Annotated in this window: 16 protein-coding genes; 9 read left to right on the top strand and 7 right to left on the bottom strand. The window is 68.4% G+C overall.

Going from position 1 to position 17,573, the window contains the following annotated elements:
* Positions 1-48 precede the first annotated feature (48 nt).
* From AC1DQJ_RS20340 to AC1DQJ_RS20330, 3 genes are all read left to right on the top strand, one after another.
* A complete protein-coding gene (locus AC1DQJ_RS20340) occupies positions 49-231 on the top strand; it encodes a CsbD family protein (protein WP_477606703.1) in 183 nt (60 codons plus the stop codon).
* 149 nt (positions 232-380) lie between these two features.
* Positions 381-1,910, top strand: coding sequence for an amidase (locus AC1DQJ_RS20335; RefSeq protein ID WP_477606740.1), 1,530 nt, complete (start codon positions 381-383; stop codon positions 1,908-1,910).
* 88 nt (positions 1,911-1,998) lie between these two features.
* Positions 1,999-3,810: a vWA domain-containing protein gene (locus tag AC1DQJ_RS20330; protein WP_477606701.1), complete on the top strand. Its 1,812-nt coding sequence runs from the start codon at positions 1,999-2,001 to the stop codon at positions 3,808-3,810.
* Positions 3,811-3,829: 19 nt separating this feature from the next.
* Here the strand turns inward: AC1DQJ_RS20330 and AC1DQJ_RS20325 are convergent, their stop codons facing one another.
* Positions 3,830-4,495, bottom strand: a complete 666-nt coding sequence (locus tag AC1DQJ_RS20325) for a glutathione S-transferase family protein (protein WP_477606700.1) — start codon at positions 4,493-4,495, stop codon at positions 3,830-3,832.
* A gap of 268 nt (positions 4,496-4,763) precedes the next feature.
* On the opposite strand from AC1DQJ_RS20325, the gene AC1DQJ_RS20320 reads away from it, so the two are divergent.
* Together AC1DQJ_RS20320 and AC1DQJ_RS20315 are read left to right on the top strand one after the other, a co-directional pair.
* Positions 4,764-5,180, top strand: coding sequence for a hypothetical protein (locus AC1DQJ_RS20320; RefSeq protein WP_477606698.1), 417 nt, complete (start codon positions 4,764-4,766; stop codon positions 5,178-5,180).
* A gap of 162 nt (positions 5,181-5,342) precedes the next feature.
* On the top strand, positions 5,343-6,563 hold the full coding sequence (locus AC1DQJ_RS20315; protein WP_477606696.1) for a glycosyltransferase: 1,221 nt from the start codon (positions 5,343-5,345) through the stop codon (positions 6,561-6,563).
* A gap of 7 nt (positions 6,564-6,570) precedes the next feature.
* On the opposite strand, the gene AC1DQJ_RS20310 is transcribed toward AC1DQJ_RS20315, so the two are convergent.
* Positions 6,571-7,800: an acyl-CoA dehydrogenase family protein gene (locus tag AC1DQJ_RS20310; protein ID WP_477606694.1), complete on the bottom strand. Its 1,230-nt coding sequence runs from the start codon at positions 7,798-7,800 to the stop codon at positions 6,571-6,573.
* Between the two features lie 14 nt (positions 7,801-7,814).
* Entirely contained in the window at positions 7,815-8,936 is a 1,122-nt protein-coding gene (locus tag AC1DQJ_RS20305; protein ID WP_477606692.1) for an acyl-CoA dehydrogenase family protein, read from the bottom strand.
* Positions 8,937-9,081: 145 nt separating this feature from the next.
* Here AC1DQJ_RS20305 and AC1DQJ_RS20300 point away from each other — a divergent pair, with 145 nt between their 5' ends.
* The 4 genes from AC1DQJ_RS20300 to AC1DQJ_RS20285 all read left to right on the top strand — a co-directional run bounded on the left by AC1DQJ_RS20300 (position 9,082) and on the right by AC1DQJ_RS20285 (position 15,569).
* On the top strand, positions 9,082-9,657 hold the full coding sequence (locus AC1DQJ_RS20300) for a hypothetical protein (protein WP_477606690.1): 576 nt from the start codon (positions 9,082-9,084) through the stop codon (positions 9,655-9,657).
* Positions 9,658-9,741: 84 nt separating this feature from the next.
* Complete coding sequence (gene pepN / locus AC1DQJ_RS20295) at positions 9,742-12,360, top strand: aminopeptidase N (RefSeq protein ID WP_477606688.1); 2,619 nt, start codon at positions 9,742-9,744, stop codon at positions 12,358-12,360.
* 90 nt (positions 12,361-12,450) lie between these two features.
* On the top strand, positions 12,451-12,951 hold the full coding sequence (locus AC1DQJ_RS20290; RefSeq protein WP_477606686.1) for a response regulator: 501 nt from the start codon (positions 12,451-12,453) through the stop codon (positions 12,949-12,951).
* Positions 12,952-13,037: 86 nt separating this feature from the next.
* Positions 13,038-15,569 (top strand): PAS domain-containing sensor histidine kinase, encoded by a 2,532-nt coding sequence (locus tag AC1DQJ_RS20285; RefSeq protein ID WP_477606684.1) that lies wholly within the window; start codon positions 13,038-13,040, stop codon positions 15,567-15,569.
* On the opposite strand, the gene AC1DQJ_RS20280 is transcribed toward AC1DQJ_RS20285, so the two are convergent.
* The 4 genes from AC1DQJ_RS20280 to AC1DQJ_RS20265 all read right to left on the bottom strand — a co-directional run.
* The gene (locus AC1DQJ_RS20280) at positions 15,566-16,039 is read right to left on the bottom strand and encodes a periplasmic heavy metal sensor (protein ID WP_477606682.1); all 474 of its coding nucleotides are present in this window, start codon (positions 16,037-16,039) and stop codon (positions 15,566-15,568) included. The two genes, AC1DQJ_RS20285 and AC1DQJ_RS20280, sit on opposite strands and share 4 nt — an antisense overlap.
* On the bottom strand, positions 16,039-16,461 hold the full coding sequence (locus tag AC1DQJ_RS20275; protein WP_477606681.1) for a hypothetical protein: 423 nt from the start codon (positions 16,459-16,461) through the stop codon (positions 16,039-16,041). Before AC1DQJ_RS20275 ends, AC1DQJ_RS20280 begins: the two co-directional genes overlap by 1 nt.
* A gap of 4 nt (positions 16,462-16,465) precedes the next feature.
* The gene (locus AC1DQJ_RS20270) at positions 16,466-17,008 is read right to left on the bottom strand and encodes an RNA polymerase sigma factor (RefSeq protein WP_477606679.1); all 543 of its coding nucleotides are present in this window, start codon (positions 17,006-17,008) and stop codon (positions 16,466-16,468) included.
* A gap of 80 nt (positions 17,009-17,088) precedes the next feature.
* Positions 17,089-17,573, bottom strand: a 485-nt coding sequence (locus tag AC1DQJ_RS20265; RefSeq protein WP_477606677.1) for a [protein-PII] uridylyltransferase family protein, incomplete at its 5' end; no start/stop codon positions are given.

Here is a 17,573-nt window from a genome sequence, read left to right as displayed (position 1 = left end):
TCTGCGAGCCGCCGCGTACTTCTCGCTCCATGTTCCAAGGAGTACGTCATGCATAAGGACACCGTGAAGGGTACGGCCAAGGAAGCGGCCGGCTCGATCAAGCAGGCCACCGGCAAGGCCACCGGGAACGAGCGGCTTGAAGCCGAAGGCGCCACCGAAAAGACCGCCGGCAAGATCCAGAAGGGCGTCGGCAACCTGAAGGACGCCGCCCGAGACGCCCTCAAGCACTAACCTTGAGCAAGTGAGCCCCAAGGCCGCGCCCTCCTCGGCGCGGCCTTGTCATGTGCGCGGGCCTGCCGCCCAATGCCCCTTCGGGCGGAGGGGCGTGAATGAGATTGCTTGTCGGAGCGCTGCTGGCGCTCGGCCTGACCGGAGGCGCCATGGCGCAGGAGGGTCTGGCCTTCGCTTCCTTCAGCGAGCAGCAGGCGGCCATGAACTCGGGCGCGGCCAACGCCGAAAGCCTGGCCAAGGCCTATCTGGCGCGCATCGAGGCGCTCGATCGCCAGGGCCCGCGGCTGAACAGCATCCTGGCGATCAATCCCCAGGCGCTCGACGACGCCCGCCGGCTGGACGCCGAGCGCAAGGCCGGCAAGCTGCGCGGCCCGCTGCACGGCGTGACCATACTGATCAAGGACAACATCGACGCCGCGGGCGGGCTGCCGACCACCGCCGGCTCCCTGGCTCTGAAGGACAACGTCACCGGCCGCGACGCGCCGTTGGTCGCCCGGCTGCGCGAGGCCGGCGTCGTGATCCTTGGCAAGACCAACCTATCCGAATGGGCCAACTATCGCTCGACCCGCTCGATCAGCGGCTGGAGCGCGGTCGGCGGCCTAGTGCGAAATCCGCACGCCCTCGACCGCTCGGCCTGCGGATCCTCGTCCGGGTCGGGCGCGGCGGTGGCTGCGGCCCTTGGCGCCGGCGCCATCGGCACCGAAACCGACGGCTCGATCACCTGCCCGGCCGCCATGAACGGCATCGTCGGCCTGAAGCCCACCGTCGGCCTGGTCTCGCGCACCCACATCGTGCCGATCTCGGCCAGCCAGGACACCGCCGGCCCGATGACCCGCAACGTCGCTGACGCCGCGGCCCTTCTTGCTGCGATCGCCGGGAACGATCCGGCCGACCCGGCCACCGGGGACGCCGACGCGCGCAAGACGGACTATCTGGCCGCGCTCAGGCCGGACGCCCTGAACGGGGTGCGGATCGCGGTGCTGCGTCCGCCCCTTGGCCGCAACCATCCTGCGGACGCCGTTTACGAGGACGCGCTGGCGGCCCTGAAGGCGCAGGGCGCGGTGCTGGTCGAGGCGAAGTCCCCGGACGAGGACGCCGTCGACAAGGCCGAGGACCTGATCCTCGCCACCGAGTTCAAGGCCGGGGTCGCCGTCTATCTGGCCTCAACCCACGCCAAGCCGCGCACCCTGGCCGACCTGCTCGCCTTCAACCGCGGCGAGCGGCGGGAGACGCCGCTGTTCGGACAGGAAATCTTCGAGAAATCACAGGCGACCAAGGGATTGACCGACCCCGCCTACCTGAAAGCCAAGGCCGACGGCCAGCGGATGGCCCGCGAAGCGCTCGACAAGCTGCTGGCCGAGGCCAAGGCGCTCGCCATCGTCGCCCCGTCCGGCGGCCCGGCCTCGGTCGTCGATCCGATCAATGGAAGTCGCTGGCTGGGCTCGCCCTCGACCCTGCCCGCGGTCTCGGGCTATCCGCACCTGACCGTTCCGATGGGCGAGGTTTCCGGCCTGCCGGTCGGCGTCTCCTTCATCGGCCCGGCCTGGTCGGAAGCGCGGCTGCTCGCACTCGGTTACGCCTTTGAGCAAGCGACCAAGGCGCGGGTGACGCCGAGTTTCCCCGCCTCGGTCAACGCCCGGCCTGAGATCGCCACGGCCTATGACCCCGACGCGAAGTAGGACGCCTCGCAACCGTCGCGATGGCGCCGAGATTTCGCCGCACGGCGAGCGCCAAGCTTCGCCTTGAGGACCATCCGGAGCAGAAGCCATGTCCGCGTCGAAGTCCGTGCGTAGCGTTTCTGTCGTCAGTCTGGCGGCCTTCGCCGCCCCCTCGTTTCCCACCCCGCCTACGGCCCAGCCGGTCTATCGCGGCGGCGCGCCGACCCCTGAGGCCTGCGCGGCGTTGGGCTACGACATCAGCGATCCTCGCGAGGCGCGCTACGCGCCACGCAATTATTCGCGGGGCGGCGCCGGCTTCCAGGGCGCGCCACAGATCCCGCCGTTGCCCGTGCCGCCGGTCCAGAGACGCATCGAAAGGCCCGAGCCTCCCGCGCCGCCGCCGCCGCCGCCTTCACCCGCGCCGGTTCAGGAGATGGTCGTCACCGGCAAAAGCGTCGCGCCTCTTCCGCCCGGTTACGTCCGCCCGCCGATCGACACCGAGCGCTACCCCACCGCCGTCGCCAATCCAATCAAGCGGGTCGCCGAGGAGCCGGTCTCGACCTTCTCGGTCGATGTCGACACCGCCTCCTACGCCAATGTCCGCCGTTTCCTGACTGACGGCTCTCGCCCGCCGTCCGACGCGGTGCGGGTCGAGGAGATGGTCAACTACTTCGACTATGGCTATGCGCGCCCAGCCGACCGCGCCAAGCCGTTCCAGGCCTATGTGGCCGTGACGCCTTCGCCCTGGGCCAAGGACCGCCAGATCGTCCATATCGGCCTGCAGGGCTACGACCTGCCGCGCACGACCCAACCGCCGCTCAACCTGGTCTTCCTGGTCGACACCTCCGGCTCTATGTGGAGCGAGGACCGCCTGCCCCTGGCGATCAAGTCGCTGAACCTGCTGGTCGATCAGCTGCGGCCACAGGACCGCGTGGCGATCGTCGCCTATGCCGGTTCGGCCGGCGCCGTGCTCTCGCCGACCGACGGACGCAGCAAACTGAAGATCCGTTGCGCGCTGGGGGCCCTGCGCGCCGGCGGCTCCACCGCGGGCGGTCAGGGCCTGAACCTCGCCTACGACCTGGCGAAACAGAACTTCGATCCGAAGGCGGTGAACCGGGTGATCCTGATGACCGACGGCGACTTCAATGTCGGCGTCGCAGATCCGGCCCAGCTCAAGGACCTGGTCGCCGACAAGCGCAAGGACGGGACCTATCTCTCCGTCTACGGCTTCGGACGCGGCAACTACAACGACGTCATGATGCAGACCCTGGCGCAGAACGGAAACGGGACCGCGGCCTACATCGACACCCTCAACGAGGCCCGCAAACTGCTGCGCGAGGACTTCGCTAGTTCGCTGTTCCCCATTGCCGACGATGTGAAGGTCCAGGTCGAGTTCAACCCCGCCGCGGTCAGCGAGTACCGGCTGATCGGCTACGAGACCCGCCTGCTGCAGCGCGAGGATTTCAACAACGACCGGGTGGACGCCGGCGAAGTCGGCTCCAACGCCTCGGTCACGGCGCTCTACGAGATCACCCCCGCCGGCGCGCGCCCGTCGAGCGATCCGCTCCGCTATGGCCAAGGCTCGGCCGCCCCGCCGACGGCCCCCGCCCGCGAACTCGCCTACCTGAAGGTTCGCTACAAGCTGCCCGGCGCGGCCGCCTCCAAGCTCATCGAGCGGCCGATCGGCCAGAGCGACGTCTACCCCTCGGTGGCCGCCGCGCCTGAGGCCACCCGCTGGGCGCTGGCGGTCGCCGCCTTCGGCCAGATGCTCAAGGCCGACCCGCGCATCGAAAGCGGCTTCGGCTGGAGCGACGTGGTCAGCCTCGCCCAGGGCGCCCGCGGCCAGGACCCGTTCGGCATCCGCGCCGAGTTCGTGCAGCTGGCCCGAACGGCGGGCGAGGCCCAGCCCCGCGCGGATTGAGCTTCACCGGATGAGGCGTCTACCAGGGGCGCTCTTCGGGGACGGGCATTTGGCGGAACATCTCCAGCGCCCCGCTCATGGGGCTCGTGGCATAGCTCCGGCGAGACTGCATTCGGGCGAGCCAGTCGGCGGTGGTGGGCGTCCGCTCGATGAGCGCTGCCCCCTCCGGCGTACAGCTGAAAAAGAGCAGGTGCGGGAAGAGAAAACTGTCGGCGAGGGTGAGCTTCTCGCCGGCCAGATAGCCGCCCGCGACCGACTCGCCAATCAACCGCATCTGCAGGGCCAGCGGGTCATGGGCTGCGGCCAGGAACTCGCGGTCGGACTCAAAACCCCATGCCGGGCGCACCAGGCGCTCCTTCACGAAGCGGTTCATCGTCGGGAAGACGTAGGCGTTCACGATGCTGACCCAGCGCAGGACCTGGGCTTGGGCGAGCGGGTCGGCGGGCTGGAGGGGCGGCCCGGCGAACGCGCGGTCGATATAGTGGGTTATCGCAAGTGTTTCGTGGAGGAAGACGTCACCGTGCTGGAGCACCGGCATCTTTCCGAACGGGTGGAGGGCCAGATGCTCCGGCGAGCCCAGCACCAGCGAGGCCAGCTCGTAGTCCACGCCCTTCTCATCAGCGGCGTGCATCGCCGTCCAGAGATAGGCGCTGTCGGCCATGGAATGGAAGGTGATCGTCGCCATCATCAGCCTCCCGGGCGGACGTTCTGGTGGGCGCTCGTTGATCCTATGACGATGAGATCGATCAAATGGGGCGCGCAGGAGCGCGCGCTACATACTAACGAGGACGCAGCTTAGGGCGGAAGCCCCCGGAATCGACCTTATTCCCGCGAGAGCCTCGCCGTGCCTAGTCTTGGTTGCTGAGGTCGAATACGGCCTCGATGCCCTGCGCGCAGGGGCTCAACGTTTCGGAGCGCTCGCAATGAGAGTGAGTGTGGCTAGGGTCGGGGTATTGGCGCTCTTCGCGGCCAGCGCGCTGTTGATGGGTGCGGGGGCGAGCTCCCGGATCCTGATACTCTCCCCCGAAAACCGCGAGGCTCAGGCCATCGGGCCTCTTACAGCATACATTAAGGGACAAAGCGGAAACGGCGACGTCTCGCTTAAGCTGCCGGACGGCCAGGTCCTGAAGGGGCAATACAAGGTCGGCGGCTCCGTCGGTGCTTACGGCCGGTCGCGCGGCGTCGACAGGCCGGGGGGCGCGTACACGACGTCCGGTCGCCCGATCGTGAGCGGCAGCCCCGCCTTGGTCGACTTGAAGGGTGACAGCGGCGCCACCGTTCACTGTGAGCTGATGAACAATGACGCCGATGCGCATGGGAGCGGCGTTTGCCGGTTCTCCAACGGCGCCGAGTATCGAGCGGCGTACTGAGGTCGATCCGGCTCTGGCGTGCGTCCCGACAGCAACTCGCCGGGTCATCAATTGTCGTCTGGCAAGCAGGCCTTTCACAATTCGTGCGCCTGGCGACTGCGGCCCGAAACCAATCGGCCGCACGTTCGTTAGCCAGGGGTCGTAAATTGAGGGAGGCGGCGAGTGTTCGACGTCACCGACGCGCGCATTGAAAACTTGATACGACTGGATCCGGCCGAAGCCCCGCATTTTGGGGCGCCGGGTCGAGTGGGCTTCCACCTCATCGACGCCACCATGATGTACGCCCCGCGGTCCGGCGGCGTGAAGCGCTACCTGCTGCAGAAGCGAGAGTGGCTGGCCAAGCGCCGGCCCGACATCAGCCACACCTTGGTCGTCCCCGGCGCCGCCACCGGCTTGGCTTCGCCAGGCGTGGTCAGCGTGGCCGCGGCGCGGCTGCCGTTCGGCGATGGCTATCGGATGCCAGCCTCCACTGCCAAGTGGGAGACCGTCATCCGCATGCTCGAGCCCGACATCATCGAGGCCGGCGACATGTTCGTGCCGGGCCATGCGGCGCTGGATGCAGGCGAATTGCTCGGGGTTCCGGTCGTCGGCTTCTGCCACACCGACGCCGCGGCCCTGGCCGCCCTGCACTTCGGCGATTGGGCCGAGGCGCCGGCCATGAAGCATTGGGCGGCCACCTTCCAGCGCTTCGATCGCGTGGTCGCGCCCAGCCGGCACATCGCCCAGCGCCTGGCCGAGGCCGGCGTCGAGAAAGTCAGCGTCCAGATGCTGGGCGTCGATACTGAGCTCTTCCATCCCATCCGCGCCGATCGGGCCAAGCTGCGCAAGCGCCTGGGCCTGCCGGCCGACGCCCGCCTGCTGGTATTCGCCGGCCGGCCAGCGCGTGAGAAGAACATCGAGAGCCTGATCTGCGCGGTCGAGCGCCTGGGCGCGCCCTACCACCTGCTGCTGGTCGGCGCCGGCAAGGACGCCCACTATTCGCCGCGGGTGATCCCGATGGGCTATGAGCGCGATCCGGTGAAACTGGCCGGGCTGATCGCCAGCTGCGACGCGCTGGTCCACGCCAATGAGAACGAGCCCTTCGGCCTGGTGGTGCTGGAGGCTCTGGCCGCCGGCCTGCCGGTGGTCGGCCCCTCGCGCGGCGGCATCTCCGAGCTGATCGACGAACATGTCGGACAACGCGCCGTCACCGTCGATCCCGCCGGCATGGCCGAGGCCATCGAGGCTCTGTTCGCCCGCGACCAGGGGCCGATCCGCGCCGCCGCCCGCCGCCGCGCCGAGCAGCGCCACCGCTGGGACACCACCTTCGAGGGCCTGACCCGGATGTATGGCGAACTCGTCGCCGGCCGCGCGCCCCAGGAAACCGAGGCGCTGCGGGCCTAGGAAACGCTCACCGGCCGGTGGGCATGTCCTTGAACGGCACGTCCTTGTCGACCCGGATGTCGCCGGGCAGACCCAGCACCCGCTCGGCGATGATGTTCTTCAGGATTTCGTCGGTGCCGCCGGCGATGCGCAGGCCGGGCGCGAACATCAGCGACCAGTGGAACGCGGCGTCGAGCGGGGCCAGGTCCTCCTGGCTGATGATCCCGTACTGGTCGAGCATCTCGATGGCCGTGTTGGCCAGCTCCTGCATCTGCACCGCTGAGACGATCTTGCCGATCGAGCTCTCGGGACCAGGGGTCTGACCGCGGGAGAGGGCGGTCATGGTCCGGTTGCGGGTGTGCTTGAGGCCCTCGGCCTGGACGTACCAGTCGGCCAGCTTTTCGCGCACGGCCTGGTCCTGCAGGGCGCTGGCGCCGTCGTGGCTGGGCGTCTTGCGCGCCGCTTCCATGAACTGGCTCCAGCCCGCGCCGGTGGCGCCCCCGACCGCGAGGCGCTCGTTCATCAACGTGACCAGGCTGACCTTCCAGCCCTCGCCCTCGGCCCCCAGCCGCTGGCTGTCCTTGACCCGCACGTTTGTGAAGAAGACCTCGTTGAAGCCCGAGCCCCCGGCCATCTGGTGGATCGGCTTCACCTCGACCCCCGGATCCTTCAGGTCGAGCCAGAACATGGTCAGGCCCTTGTGTTTCGGCACGTTAGGATCGGTCCGAACGATGACGATCCCATAGTCCGAAAACTGCGCCCCGGTGGTCCACACCTTTTGGCCGTTGATCACCCAGTCGCCCGAGCCGTCGTCGACCCGCTCCGCCTTGGTGCGCGAGGCCGCGACATCCGACCCGCCGGACGGTTCCGAGAACAGCTGGCTCCAGATCTCCTCGCCGCGGAGCGCCGGCCCGACGAACCGCTTCTTGGTCTCCTCGTCGGCGAAGGTCATCACCGTCGGCAGGCACATGCCCAGGCCGATCTGGAACGGATTGCCCGGGATCGGATGCTTGGCCTCTTCCTGACCGAAGATCACCTGCTGGACCGGCGTGCCGCCCTGTCCCCCCCACTCCTTGGGCCAGGTGATGCAGGCGTAGCCGGCAGCCGCCTTCTTGGCCTGCCAGGCCTTGGACGCGGCCATGCCGTCGCCGCCTTCGGGATCGATCGATCCTTCCTGCTTCTTCGGCGCGTTGACCTCGAGCCAGTCGCGGACCTGCTTGCGGTAGGCAGCTTCTTCGGGAGTGTCGTTGAAATCCATGATCCTGATCTCCCTTAGGCGGCGGCCACGTTGCGGCGTTCAAGGTGACTGACGAGCCGTTCCTTCCAGACCCGCGGCGCGCCGGCCACGAGCGAGAGCTGGCGCGAGCGCCGGTAGTAGAGGTGGCAGTCCATTTCCCACGTGAAGCCGATGCCCCCGTGGGTCTGGATGTTCTCCTTCGAAGCGTTCCAGAACGCCTCGCTGGCCGCGATCCGGGCGGCGCTGGCGGCGACCGGCAGTTCAGGCGCGTTCGTGTTCAGCGCCCAAGCGCCGTAATAGGCGTTCGACCGCGACAGCTCGTTCTTCACGTACATCTCGGCAAGCTTGTGCTTGATCGCCTGGTAGGAAGCGATGACCCGGCCGAAGGCGTAGCGCTCCAGCGCATATTCCTTGGCCATTTCCAGGCAGCGGTCCGCGCCGCCGGTCTGCTCGAAGGCCAGCAGAACCGCCGCGCGATCGAAGACCTGCTCGATCAGCTCGAAACCTTCGCCGGCGGCGCCGAGACGGCGCACCGGCGTGTCCTTGAAGGTCAGCTTGGCCGCGTCGCGGGTCGGATCCAGCGTCTTGACCACTTCCTGGGTCACCGAGGGATCGGTCAGATCGGCGAGGAAGAGGCCCGGCTTGCCGTTTTCCTTGGCGAGCACCAGGGCCACAGTGGCGATGTCGCCATCGGTGACCGGGAGTTTCACGCCAGAGAGCTTGCCGCCATCGACGGTGGACTGAAGGCTGGCCGCGCTCAGCACTCCGGGCCCTTCGGATGTAGCGACCGCGCCGATGACCTCGCCCGCAGCGATCTTGGGCAGCAGGTCCGCCTTTTGCTCATCGCCGCCGGCCAGCATGATTGCCTCGGCCAGGAAATAAACGGTGGAGGCAAACGGGATCGGCGCGACGACCCGACCGAGCTCTTCGGCGATCACGCAGAGTTCCAGGTGTCCGAGGCCAAGGCCGCCGTGCTCCTCCGGAATGGCTGCGCCGAGCCAGCCCTGGGCGGCGACCGCCTTCCACAGCTCCTCGTCATAGGCCTTGCCGTCGTCGTCCAGCACCTTGCGGACCCGCGAAGTCGGGCTGTTGGCCTCGAGGAACTTGCGCGCCTCGTTCTTCAGAAACTTCTGGTCGTCTGAAAAATCGAAATTCATTTCCGCCCACTCCGCCGTTAGTCGGCCGGTTCGATGCATCGTTGGCGGCCACCATACGCACCCGGGGCGCCTTGGAAAGATTGACCTCGCGTCAAGAATTTCAGGCTCTTATGGGCGGCTGAAAAGCGGAGGTCCGAAGGCGCTCATGGCCAAGGCGATATTCCAACGAAACCAGAAGGTTTGGGTCGAGAGCGTCGGCGCCTGGTCGGTAATCGAGAAGATCGTTCCCGTCTGGGCCAAGGGCTTCGACGAGCCGGTGCGGGTGACCTACGATGTCGGTCTGGGCCGCGATTTCCAGGCTCACGAGCTGAAGGCGGAACAGGACAGCGGCGCTGACGCGTTGGGATCGGACGCCCCCCGCTGGCGGCTGCTGCGGGCGCGCAACAAGTGGCAGTCGGAAGAGGACGCCGCACACCACCCCTATCCGGGCACGTATCCGGTCGTTGTCACCGACGCCGCCGATTGGGGCGGCTGGCGGGTGCCGGGCGCGGAATATGATCGCGACCCGCACAAGATCGAGTTCCAAGCGCGACTGATCACCTGCGCGCCCGACCTGCTCGCCCTCGCCCGCGAAGTGGTCCGCATCGTTGACGAGAGCGCGGGCGATGCGCCGCCTGAACTGCAGCGTATCGCCGAACAGGTCGCCAAGCTCGACAGGCATTTCCGGGAGACGCCGGTCGCCGGCACGGCCCACGCCTCGGTCAGCGTCGACGCGGCCTAGCGCCTCGCTCCGAGGCCGGCCACATCAAGCCCTTGTCGATTTCGCCATCTGGCGATCAGGGCGCGTCGTGGCTAAATGGCCTCCATGCGCACAGACACGCCCCAGCCGATCCGGCTCGCCGACTACACGCCCCCCGCCTTCCTCATTGACGAGGTCCGCCTGGACTTCGCCTTGGCCCCCAATTCCACAAGGGTGAAGGCCAGGCTGACGATCCGGCGCAACGGCGACCACAGCGATCCGCTGGTGATGAACGGCGAGCGACTGAAGCCGATCTCGGTGGCGGTGGACGGCAAGGTTCTGGGCGATGGCGAACACGTAATCGACGCCGAATTCCTGACCGTTCCGGAAGTGCCCGACGCCTTCCTGCTTGAGACCGAGGTCGAGATCGACCCGGAGAACAACAAGGCCCTGGAAGGCCTCTACATGTCCGGCGGACGCTTCTGCACCCAGTGCGAGGCCGAGGGATTCCGCAAGATCACCTGGTACCCGGACCGGCCCGACGTGCTGTCGCGCTTCACCGTTCGCATCGAGGCCGACAAGGCGTTCCGGCGCCTGCTCTCGAACGGCAACCTGATCGAGTCGGGCGATCTGCCGGGTGACCGCCACTTCGCGGTCTGGAACGATCCGTTCCCCAAGCCGGCCTACCTGTTCGCCCTGGTGGGCGGCGAACTCGACGTTCTTGAGGACAAGCTGGTCACCATGAGCGGTCGCACGGTCGATCTGCGCATCTTCGTCGACCCGGGCATGGCGCCGCGCGCCGCCTACGCCATGGACGCGCTGAAGCGGTCGATGAAGTGGGACGAAGACGCCTTCGGACGTGAATACGACCTCGACCTGTTCATGATCGTCGCGGTGCGCGACTTTAATTTCGGCGCAATGGAGAACAAGGGGCTGAACATCTTCAACTCCTCACTCCTTCTGGCCGACCCGGCCACTGCCACCGACATGGACTACGAGCGTATCGAGAGCGTCGTCGCCCACGAGTATTTCCATAACTGGACTGGCGACCGCATCACCTGCCGCGACTGGTTCCAGCTCTGCCTGAAGGAAGGCCTGACCGTCTTCCGCGACCAGAGCTTCTCGGCCGACATGCGCGGCCACGCCGTCCAGCGGATCAAGGACGTGAAGGCGCTGCGCGCGCGCCAGTTCCCCGAGGACCAGGGCCCGCTAGCCCATCCGGTGCGCCCGTCCAGCTATCTGAAAATCGACAACTTCTACACCGCGACCATCTACGAAAAGGGCGCGGAAGTGATCCGGATGCTCAAGACCCTGATCGGGGCCGAAGCGTTCCGGACAGGCATGGATCTCTATTTCGACCGTTGGGACGGCCACGCCACTACCGTCGAGGAATTCATCCGATGCTTCGCCGAGGTGAGCGGCCGCGACCTGTCGGACTTCTTCACCTGGTACGAACAGGCCGGCACGCCGAAGGTATCGCTGCAGCACAGCTATGACGCCGAGGCGCGGACGCTGTCGCTGGAGCTCGCCCAGGAAACGCCGCCTACGCCGGGCCAGCCCACCAAGAAGCCGCTGCCGGTTCCGGTGATCGTCGGGCTGCTGGACGCCGAGGGGCGCACCTTGGCCTTTGAACGCGACGGCCAGGCGGTCGACGAGACGCTGGTGATTCTCGACGGCCCCAGGACGAAGGTCGTGCTGACCGGGATCGACGCGCCGCCCGTCGTCTCGGCGCTGCGCGGCTTCTCTTCGCCGGTGACCCTGACCACCGATGCGCGCGCCTCCGACCGCTATGTGCAACTGGCCGGCGATCCGGACCTGTTCAATCGCTGGGAGTCGGGCCAGGAGCTGGCTCGCGCCCTGATCGTCGCCCGCGCCAAGGGCGCGCCCGATGAAGTCGGTGAGGAGCGCTTCGCGGACGCCTTGGGCCGCGCCCTCGCAGACCAAGCCTCCGATCCGGCCTTCAAGGCTCTTTTGCTGGCCTTGCCCAGCGAGTCGGACCTGGCTCTGGCGATCCAACCCGCCGATCCCGCCGCGATCCACGAGGCGCGCAACGCCCTGCGCCAGCGCCTGGCTTTGCATTTGACCGAGGACCTGAAGCGCCTGCACATCGGCCTGCAGGAACTCGGCGAATTCTCGCCCGACGCCGCCAGCGCCGGACGCAGGGCCCTGCGCAACGCCGCCCTCGACCTATTGGCCGCCAATCCGCGCGCCGAGATCGGCGAACTGGCCGACGGCCACTATCGCGCCGCCGTCAACATGACCGACGCCATGGGCGGGCTGTCGGCGCTGATGGCGATCGGCGGCGACCTCTACGAGAGCGCGCTGTCCGACTTCTTCGCCCGCTGGAAGTCCGAGCCGCTGGTCATCGACAAGTGGTTCGCCTTGCAGGCCCGCGATCCGGACGAGAGCGCCCTGGGACGGGTCATGGGCCTGACCGCCCATCCGGCCTTCGATGAGAAAAACCCAAACCGCCTGCGGGCCTTGGTCTCGACCTTCGCCAACTTCAATCCGGCCCGCTTCCACGATCCCAGTGGGGCCGGCTACCGGTTCCTCGCCGATCAGATCCTGGCGGTGGACAGTTTCAACCCGATGACCGCGGCCAGGCTGGTCGAACCCCTCGGCGGCTGGCGGCGCTACAAGCCCGAGCTCGGTGCGCTGATGAAGCGGGAACTGGCGCGCATCGCAGCGACCGAAGGTCTCTCGAAGAACGTCTACGAACTGGCGGCCAAGGCGCTCGCCGATTGACGGTCTGGGGCCGGGCGCCCGGCCCCAGACCAACGGAATATTTACATTGAATCCGCTACTTCAGGAACGCGAACTGGAGACCGCCGCATCATGTCCGTGTCGTTGCAAAGGCTGCGGTTCCTGATCGTCGACGACAATACCCACGCGGTGAACTTGGTGAAGGCGATGCTTCGCGGGTTCGGGGCCAGTCATCTCTACGACGCCCAGACGGTCGACACAGCCAAGCGCCAAATGCGGGCCACGCCATGTGACATCGTCATCCTCGACTACATGCTGGGGACCGAAGAAGGCGTGACCTTTGCCCACTGGCTGCGCAACGACGCGGAGAGCCCGGGCCCGTACACTCCGATCATTCTGCTGACCGGCCACGCCGACCGCGTTCGGATCATCGCCGCTCGCGACGCCGGGGTGAATGAGTTTTGCGTCAAACCGGTCACGCCGGCCGACCTGATGAAGCGAATCTCCTGGGTGGTCGACAAACCCCGGTCGTTTGTCAGGAGCCCGACATACTTTGGGCCGGATCGACGCCGGCAGGACGACCCCACGTACTCTGGGCAGGAACGCCGGGCCGATCGGCGCCCGAAACCCTGAGAACTGGACCATACGCCTCGTGACGCCACCTCCTGGCTTGCGTAGACTCGGCGAGGTGAATCGGGGCGCAAGGGGGCGGCTGGGCTTTGGCCAAGTGGGGTGGCAAGGACGTGGCCGATTCTCGGCCTAGCCATCCGCGCGGCGCCGTCGCGCCGGGCACGGGGCTGGTCGCCAACCAGGGCTTCGTCCGCCTAGCCATCCTTTCGACCCTGCTGCTGATGGCGATCTACACCGCTGTGGCTGTGTTCAAGATCACCCGCGAGCCGCAAGCCCAGACCCTTCAGAACGCCGCCCTTCCCGCACGCGCCGAGGCCCTTGCGTCTCGCATCGACGCCGAGGCCGCCGCCCTGCACGGCGGATTGCTGGCAGCGCGCGAAACTATCCAGCGCAAGGCCGAGCCGCCGATCGACGCGGCCGAGATCGGCCTCACGTCCGCGGCCGGCGCGGCCACCGCCGTCGCCGTGCTCGACGACAGCGGCGTCATCGCACTGGCGGGCAAGGCTCCCGGCGTCGACTGGCGGCTGCTGCGGGAGGAGATCGACCGCGGCAAGTCCGAGTTCTGGATCGGCGGAACGGGTCAGACAGTCCCGGCGCTGGCCGCGTCGGTCACGGCGGTGACCGCCAAGGGCGATCGGAGGATCGTCGCCATCGGCGACGCCACCCGCCTGGGCGCAGCGCTCGCGCCTGACCAGGCCGTGGTCACCGCACGCGGCGAGGTGATCGCCGCCACCGGGGCCGGCGGGCTCGGACAGGCGCGCAATGCGGGCGAGGCTTTCGGCATCTCCGCCGCCCAACTCGCCCGCGCCGAGGGTCTGCTAAAGGGCGCAAAGCCCGACGGCTCCGCGCTCGACCTGATCGCCAGGCCCATTCAGGGCGGAGCACTGCTCAGCGTGGCCGCCACCGCGTCGAGCGCCCATGAGATCACCTCGACCGGCCAACAGCTGGCGTGGCTCACGGCCCCGCTCGGCGTCGCCTTCGCGCTCGGCCTGCTGCTGCTGAACCAGAGCCGCAAGGTCGAGACCGCGCAGAAGGCCTTCGTCGACTCCGAACAGCGCTTCCGCTTGGCGGTTGAAGCCGCCCGTTGCGGCATCTGGGAGTGGGACTTGACCACCGACCAGATGTTCATGTCGGACGTCACCGGCGCGATCTTCGGGTGGGGCGGAGGCGGGATCGTCTCGGGACAGGAAGTGCTCGAGCGGGTTTCGCCCGACCATCGCGAGCGGGTCCGCCAGGCGCTGACCACAGCCGCCATCTACGGCGGCTTCGACGTCTCGTTCCGCGTGCCCTCGCCCCAGGGCGGGCGGCCGATCTGGATCGACGCGCGCGGACAAGCCTTTGGACGGCCCGGCGACGACGGCTATTCGCGGATCATCGGGGTGGCCCTGGACGTCACCGAGGAGCGCATGGCGCAGGCCCGCGCCCAGGCCGCCGAGGGCCGGCTGCGCGACGCCATCGAGAGCGTGTCCGAAGCCTTCGTGCTGTGGGATCGCAACGGCCGTCTGCTGCTATGCAATCAGAACTTCCGCAGCGTGTTCTCGCTAGAGCCGCGATTGTTGAAGCCGGGCGCGATGCGCGACGAGGTCAGCCGCTTTGCGCAGCTGGCCATCCAGCAGGAGGCCCCCAGTCCCGACGGCCGCAAAGGCGTGCGCGAAGCCGAGCTGACCGACGGCCGCTGGATCCAGATCTCCGAGCGCCGGACGGCCGAAGGCGGGCTGGTGATGACCGCCGCCGACATCACCGCCATCAAGACGCAGGAAGAAGCCCGCCGGCAGAACGAGGAGCAGCTCCAGAAGGTGGTGTTCAACCTCGAACGCAGCCAGGAGCAGCTGTCGGAGCTGGCCCGCAAATACGAGATGGAGAAGGTCCGCGCCGAGGGGGCCAACAAGGCCAAGAGCGAATTCCTGGCCAATATGAGCCACGAGCTCCGTACGCCGCTGAACGCCATCAACGGTTTCTCCGAAATCATGGTCGGCGAGATGTTCGGCACGCTCGGCGACACCCGGTACAAGGGCTACGCCCAGGATATCCTTTCCTCGGGACAGCACCTGCTGGCGCTCATCAACGACATCCTCGACATGTCGAAGATCGAGGCCGGCAAGATGAACCTGAAGTTCGAGCCGCTGGCCCTGGCCGAGGTCGCAGAGGACGCCGTTCGGCTGGTGCGCAATCGCGCCGAGGCCGCCGGCCTCGTCCTCACCGTAGACTTCCCCTACCTCCCCGAGGTCGAGGCCGACTATCGCGCGGTGAAGCAGGTCCTGCTGAACCTGCTCTCCAACGCGATCAAGTTCACGCCGCGCGGCGGCCGCGTGACCGTGCGCGCCGAGGGCCGCCGCGATCCGTCTGGCGAGTACATCCGCGTCAGCGTGCAGGACACCGGCATCGGCATCGCCCAGGACGATCTGGCGCGCCTGGCCCGCCCGTTCGAGCAGGTGGAAAGCCAGCACTCCAAAACCACCCAGGGCACCGGACTTGGGCTGGCGCTCACCAAGTCTCTGGTCGAGATGCACGGCGGCACGCTCGACATGCAGAGCGCGCCCGGCGAAGGCACCCTGGTCTCCTTCACCATGCCCCTGCGTCGCGAGCCAGCTCGGCCGGTGGACGGCTTCGTCGCCGCCTAGCGGCGGGGCGGCGGATCCCGGCGGGGCCGTTCAGTGAGTCCCTTAGCCAGGGCGGCGCGATCGGCGACCGGCAGGCCGGCCGCATAGTCGACGATTTGCTCTTCGATGCGTCCCCGAGCGTCGGCCTCGCGGCCACGAACCCCCGCCAAGCGGCGCTTGGTCGCTGCCGGATCGAATGGTTCGGCCCCAAGGGATCGCCAGGCCTCTGCGCGTTCGGCCCGTGCGCCGTGCATGGCTTGGCGAAGTTCCGGCCCCGCGCCGCGCAACGCCTGCCGGTAGGCCTGCGCCTGCTTCGGCGGCAGGCGATCCCCGGCCCTCCATAGCGGTTGCGACATGCCGCGCTGCATCGGCGGCGGCCGGTCCGCCCGCAGGCGATGGCCGATCACCAGGCCGCCGGCGAGCGTTCCCACCAGGAACAGGTTCACCGCCAGGGAGATGAATAGGGCGATCAACAGGGTCCTGCGGCTCATCACGCGCCCTCTCCGTTCAGCAGGCCAGTCAGGTCGTCGTTCGTGGTGAGCGCGGCGCTGATCGTCTCGTCTGACTGGCGCTGGGCGGTGTCCGAAAGCTGCACGCCCACGACCAAGCCGGCGGCGCAGGCTGCGGCGAGGCCAGCGCCGACCCCGGTTCGCCAGAACCATTGCTGCAGCGTCGACCTCGGTTTGGCGCGCGGCGCCGAGGCGATGACGGCATCGCGCAGGGCGTGGCTCACCGGCAGCGCGGCCCAGTCGTCGAGCAACGCGTCGAGGCTGGCCGCCGCCGCGAGGGTCGCCTGAGCGAAGTCCGGCTCTTGCGCCATCAGCAGCACTGCGGCCTCGCGCTCGGCCTGCGGCCAGCGGGCGACATCGCCGCCGTAGGCCTGCGCCAGGAATTCGAAGCGTTCGTGGGTCATGAGCCTAGTCTCCCACCATATCCGACAGGGCTGCGCGCAGGGCGCGGCGGCCGCGCGCGAGCAGGCTCTCCAGCGCCTCGACGCTGACGCCCATCAGGGCGGCGGCTTCGATGTTGGTGAGCTCCTGATAGTGACAAAGGGCGATCGCCTCGCGCTGGCGGTCCGGCAGGGCGCGCATCGCCGCGGCCACCCGTGTCCCGACCTCGGCCGCCTGCAGGCCGCGGTCGGGGGCCGGGCCCTCGTAGCGCTGCTCGGGCGGATCCTCGGTGGCGATCTCGCGGCGGCGGCGCAGGCGGTCGTAGCAGAGGTTCAGCGCCACCCGGTGCAGCCAGGTGTCGAACTTGGCCGCGCCCGGCCGCCAGTCGCGCGCCTGCTTCCAGGCCCGCACGAAGGTCTCCTGCGCCACGTCCTCGGCCTCGGCCCGGTCGCCGAGCATGCGGCCGGCCAGCGCCAGCAGCCGCGGCAGCTTGCGGGCCACCAGGGCGCGGACGGCGGCGGGGTCGCCCTCGCCCACCCGGGCCAGCAGCGCCTGGTCCGGATCGGTCACGCTTCACGGGTTGTGATCGGGGACATGATCAGGGTCGGCGCCTCGGCAGGTTCATGGAGCTTATCCGTTCAACGCAGGCCCTAGCGGTTTCCGTCGCCGACAATCGTCTCGTAGGCGCCGCGGGCAGCTTTTCGCGAGGTCTCCAGCTTGGCGCGCAGGGCGCGGAAGTCGCGCGCCTCGCCGGCCCGGGCCAGCAAGGCCCTGAAAGCCTTGGGCTCCTCGCTCGGATCGGCGTTGTCGCCAAGCGCCACCTTGAGCAGTTGGGTCAGGTTCTGCTGCAGGGCCCAGGCCTTGCGCAGCGCGGCCAGGGCGTCGGGCGCCGCCAGCCCCTCGAACGCCTCCAGCGCCTCGGCGGTGTTGGCCCTAAGCGGTCCCCCGTCCGCCGCATGGGCGAGCTGCAGGAACTGGGCGGCGAACTCGATGTCGACCAGCCCGCCGGGGGAAAGTTTCAGATCCCACTCCCCCTTCGGCGGCCGCTCGCGCTCGAGGAGGGCGCGCATCTCCTGCACGTCGGCGGCGGTGCGGGCCCGGTCGCGCGGCCGGCGCAGCGCCGCCTCGATTCGAT

It is taken from the genome of Phenylobacterium sp. P4_E10 (assembly GCF_056401675.1).
This window is presented reverse-complemented; position numbering and strand designations above follow the sequence as displayed.

Excerpts from the sequence above, each read along its gene's own strand:
- AC1DQJ_RS20340 (WP_477606703.1), top strand. The coding sequence starts at position 49 with ATGCATAAGGACACCGTGAAGGGTACGGCCAAGGAAGCGGCCGGCTCG.
- AC1DQJ_RS20300 (WP_477606690.1), top strand. The coding sequence starts at position 9,082 with ATGGCCAAGGCGATATTCCAACGAAACCAGAAGGTTTGGGTCGAGAGC.
- AC1DQJ_RS20280 (WP_477606682.1), bottom strand. The coding sequence starts at position 16,039 with ATGAGCCGCAGGACCCTGTTGATCGCCCTATTCATCTCCCTGGCGGTG.
- AC1DQJ_RS20330 (WP_477606701.1), top strand. The coding sequence starts at position 1,999 with ATGTCCGCGTCGAAGTCCGTGCGTAGCGTTTCTGTCGTCAGTCTGGCG.
- AC1DQJ_RS20290 (WP_477606686.1), top strand. The coding sequence starts at position 12,451 with ATGTCCGTGTCGTTGCAAAGGCTGCGGTTCCTGATCGTCGACGACAAT.
- AC1DQJ_RS20335 (WP_477606740.1), top strand. The coding sequence starts at position 381 with ATGGCGCAGGAGGGTCTGGCCTTCGCTTCCTTCAGCGAGCAGCAGGCG.
- pepN (WP_477606688.1), top strand. The coding sequence starts at position 9,742 with ATGCGCACAGACACGCCCCAGCCGATCCGGCTCGCCGACTACACGCCC.
- AC1DQJ_RS20325 (WP_477606700.1), bottom strand. The coding sequence starts at position 4,495 with ATGGCGACGATCACCTTCCATTCCATGGCCGACAGCGCCTATCTCTGG.
- AC1DQJ_RS20305 (WP_477606692.1), bottom strand. The coding sequence starts at position 8,936 with ATGAATTTCGATTTTTCAGACGACCAGAAGTTTCTGAAGAACGAGGCG.
- AC1DQJ_RS20310 (WP_477606694.1), bottom strand. The coding sequence starts at position 7,800 with ATGGATTTCAACGACACTCCCGAAGAAGCTGCCTACCGCAAGCAGGTC.
- AC1DQJ_RS20275 (WP_477606681.1), bottom strand. The coding sequence starts at position 16,461 with ATGACCCACGAACGCTTCGAATTCCTGGCGCAGGCCTACGGCGGCGAT.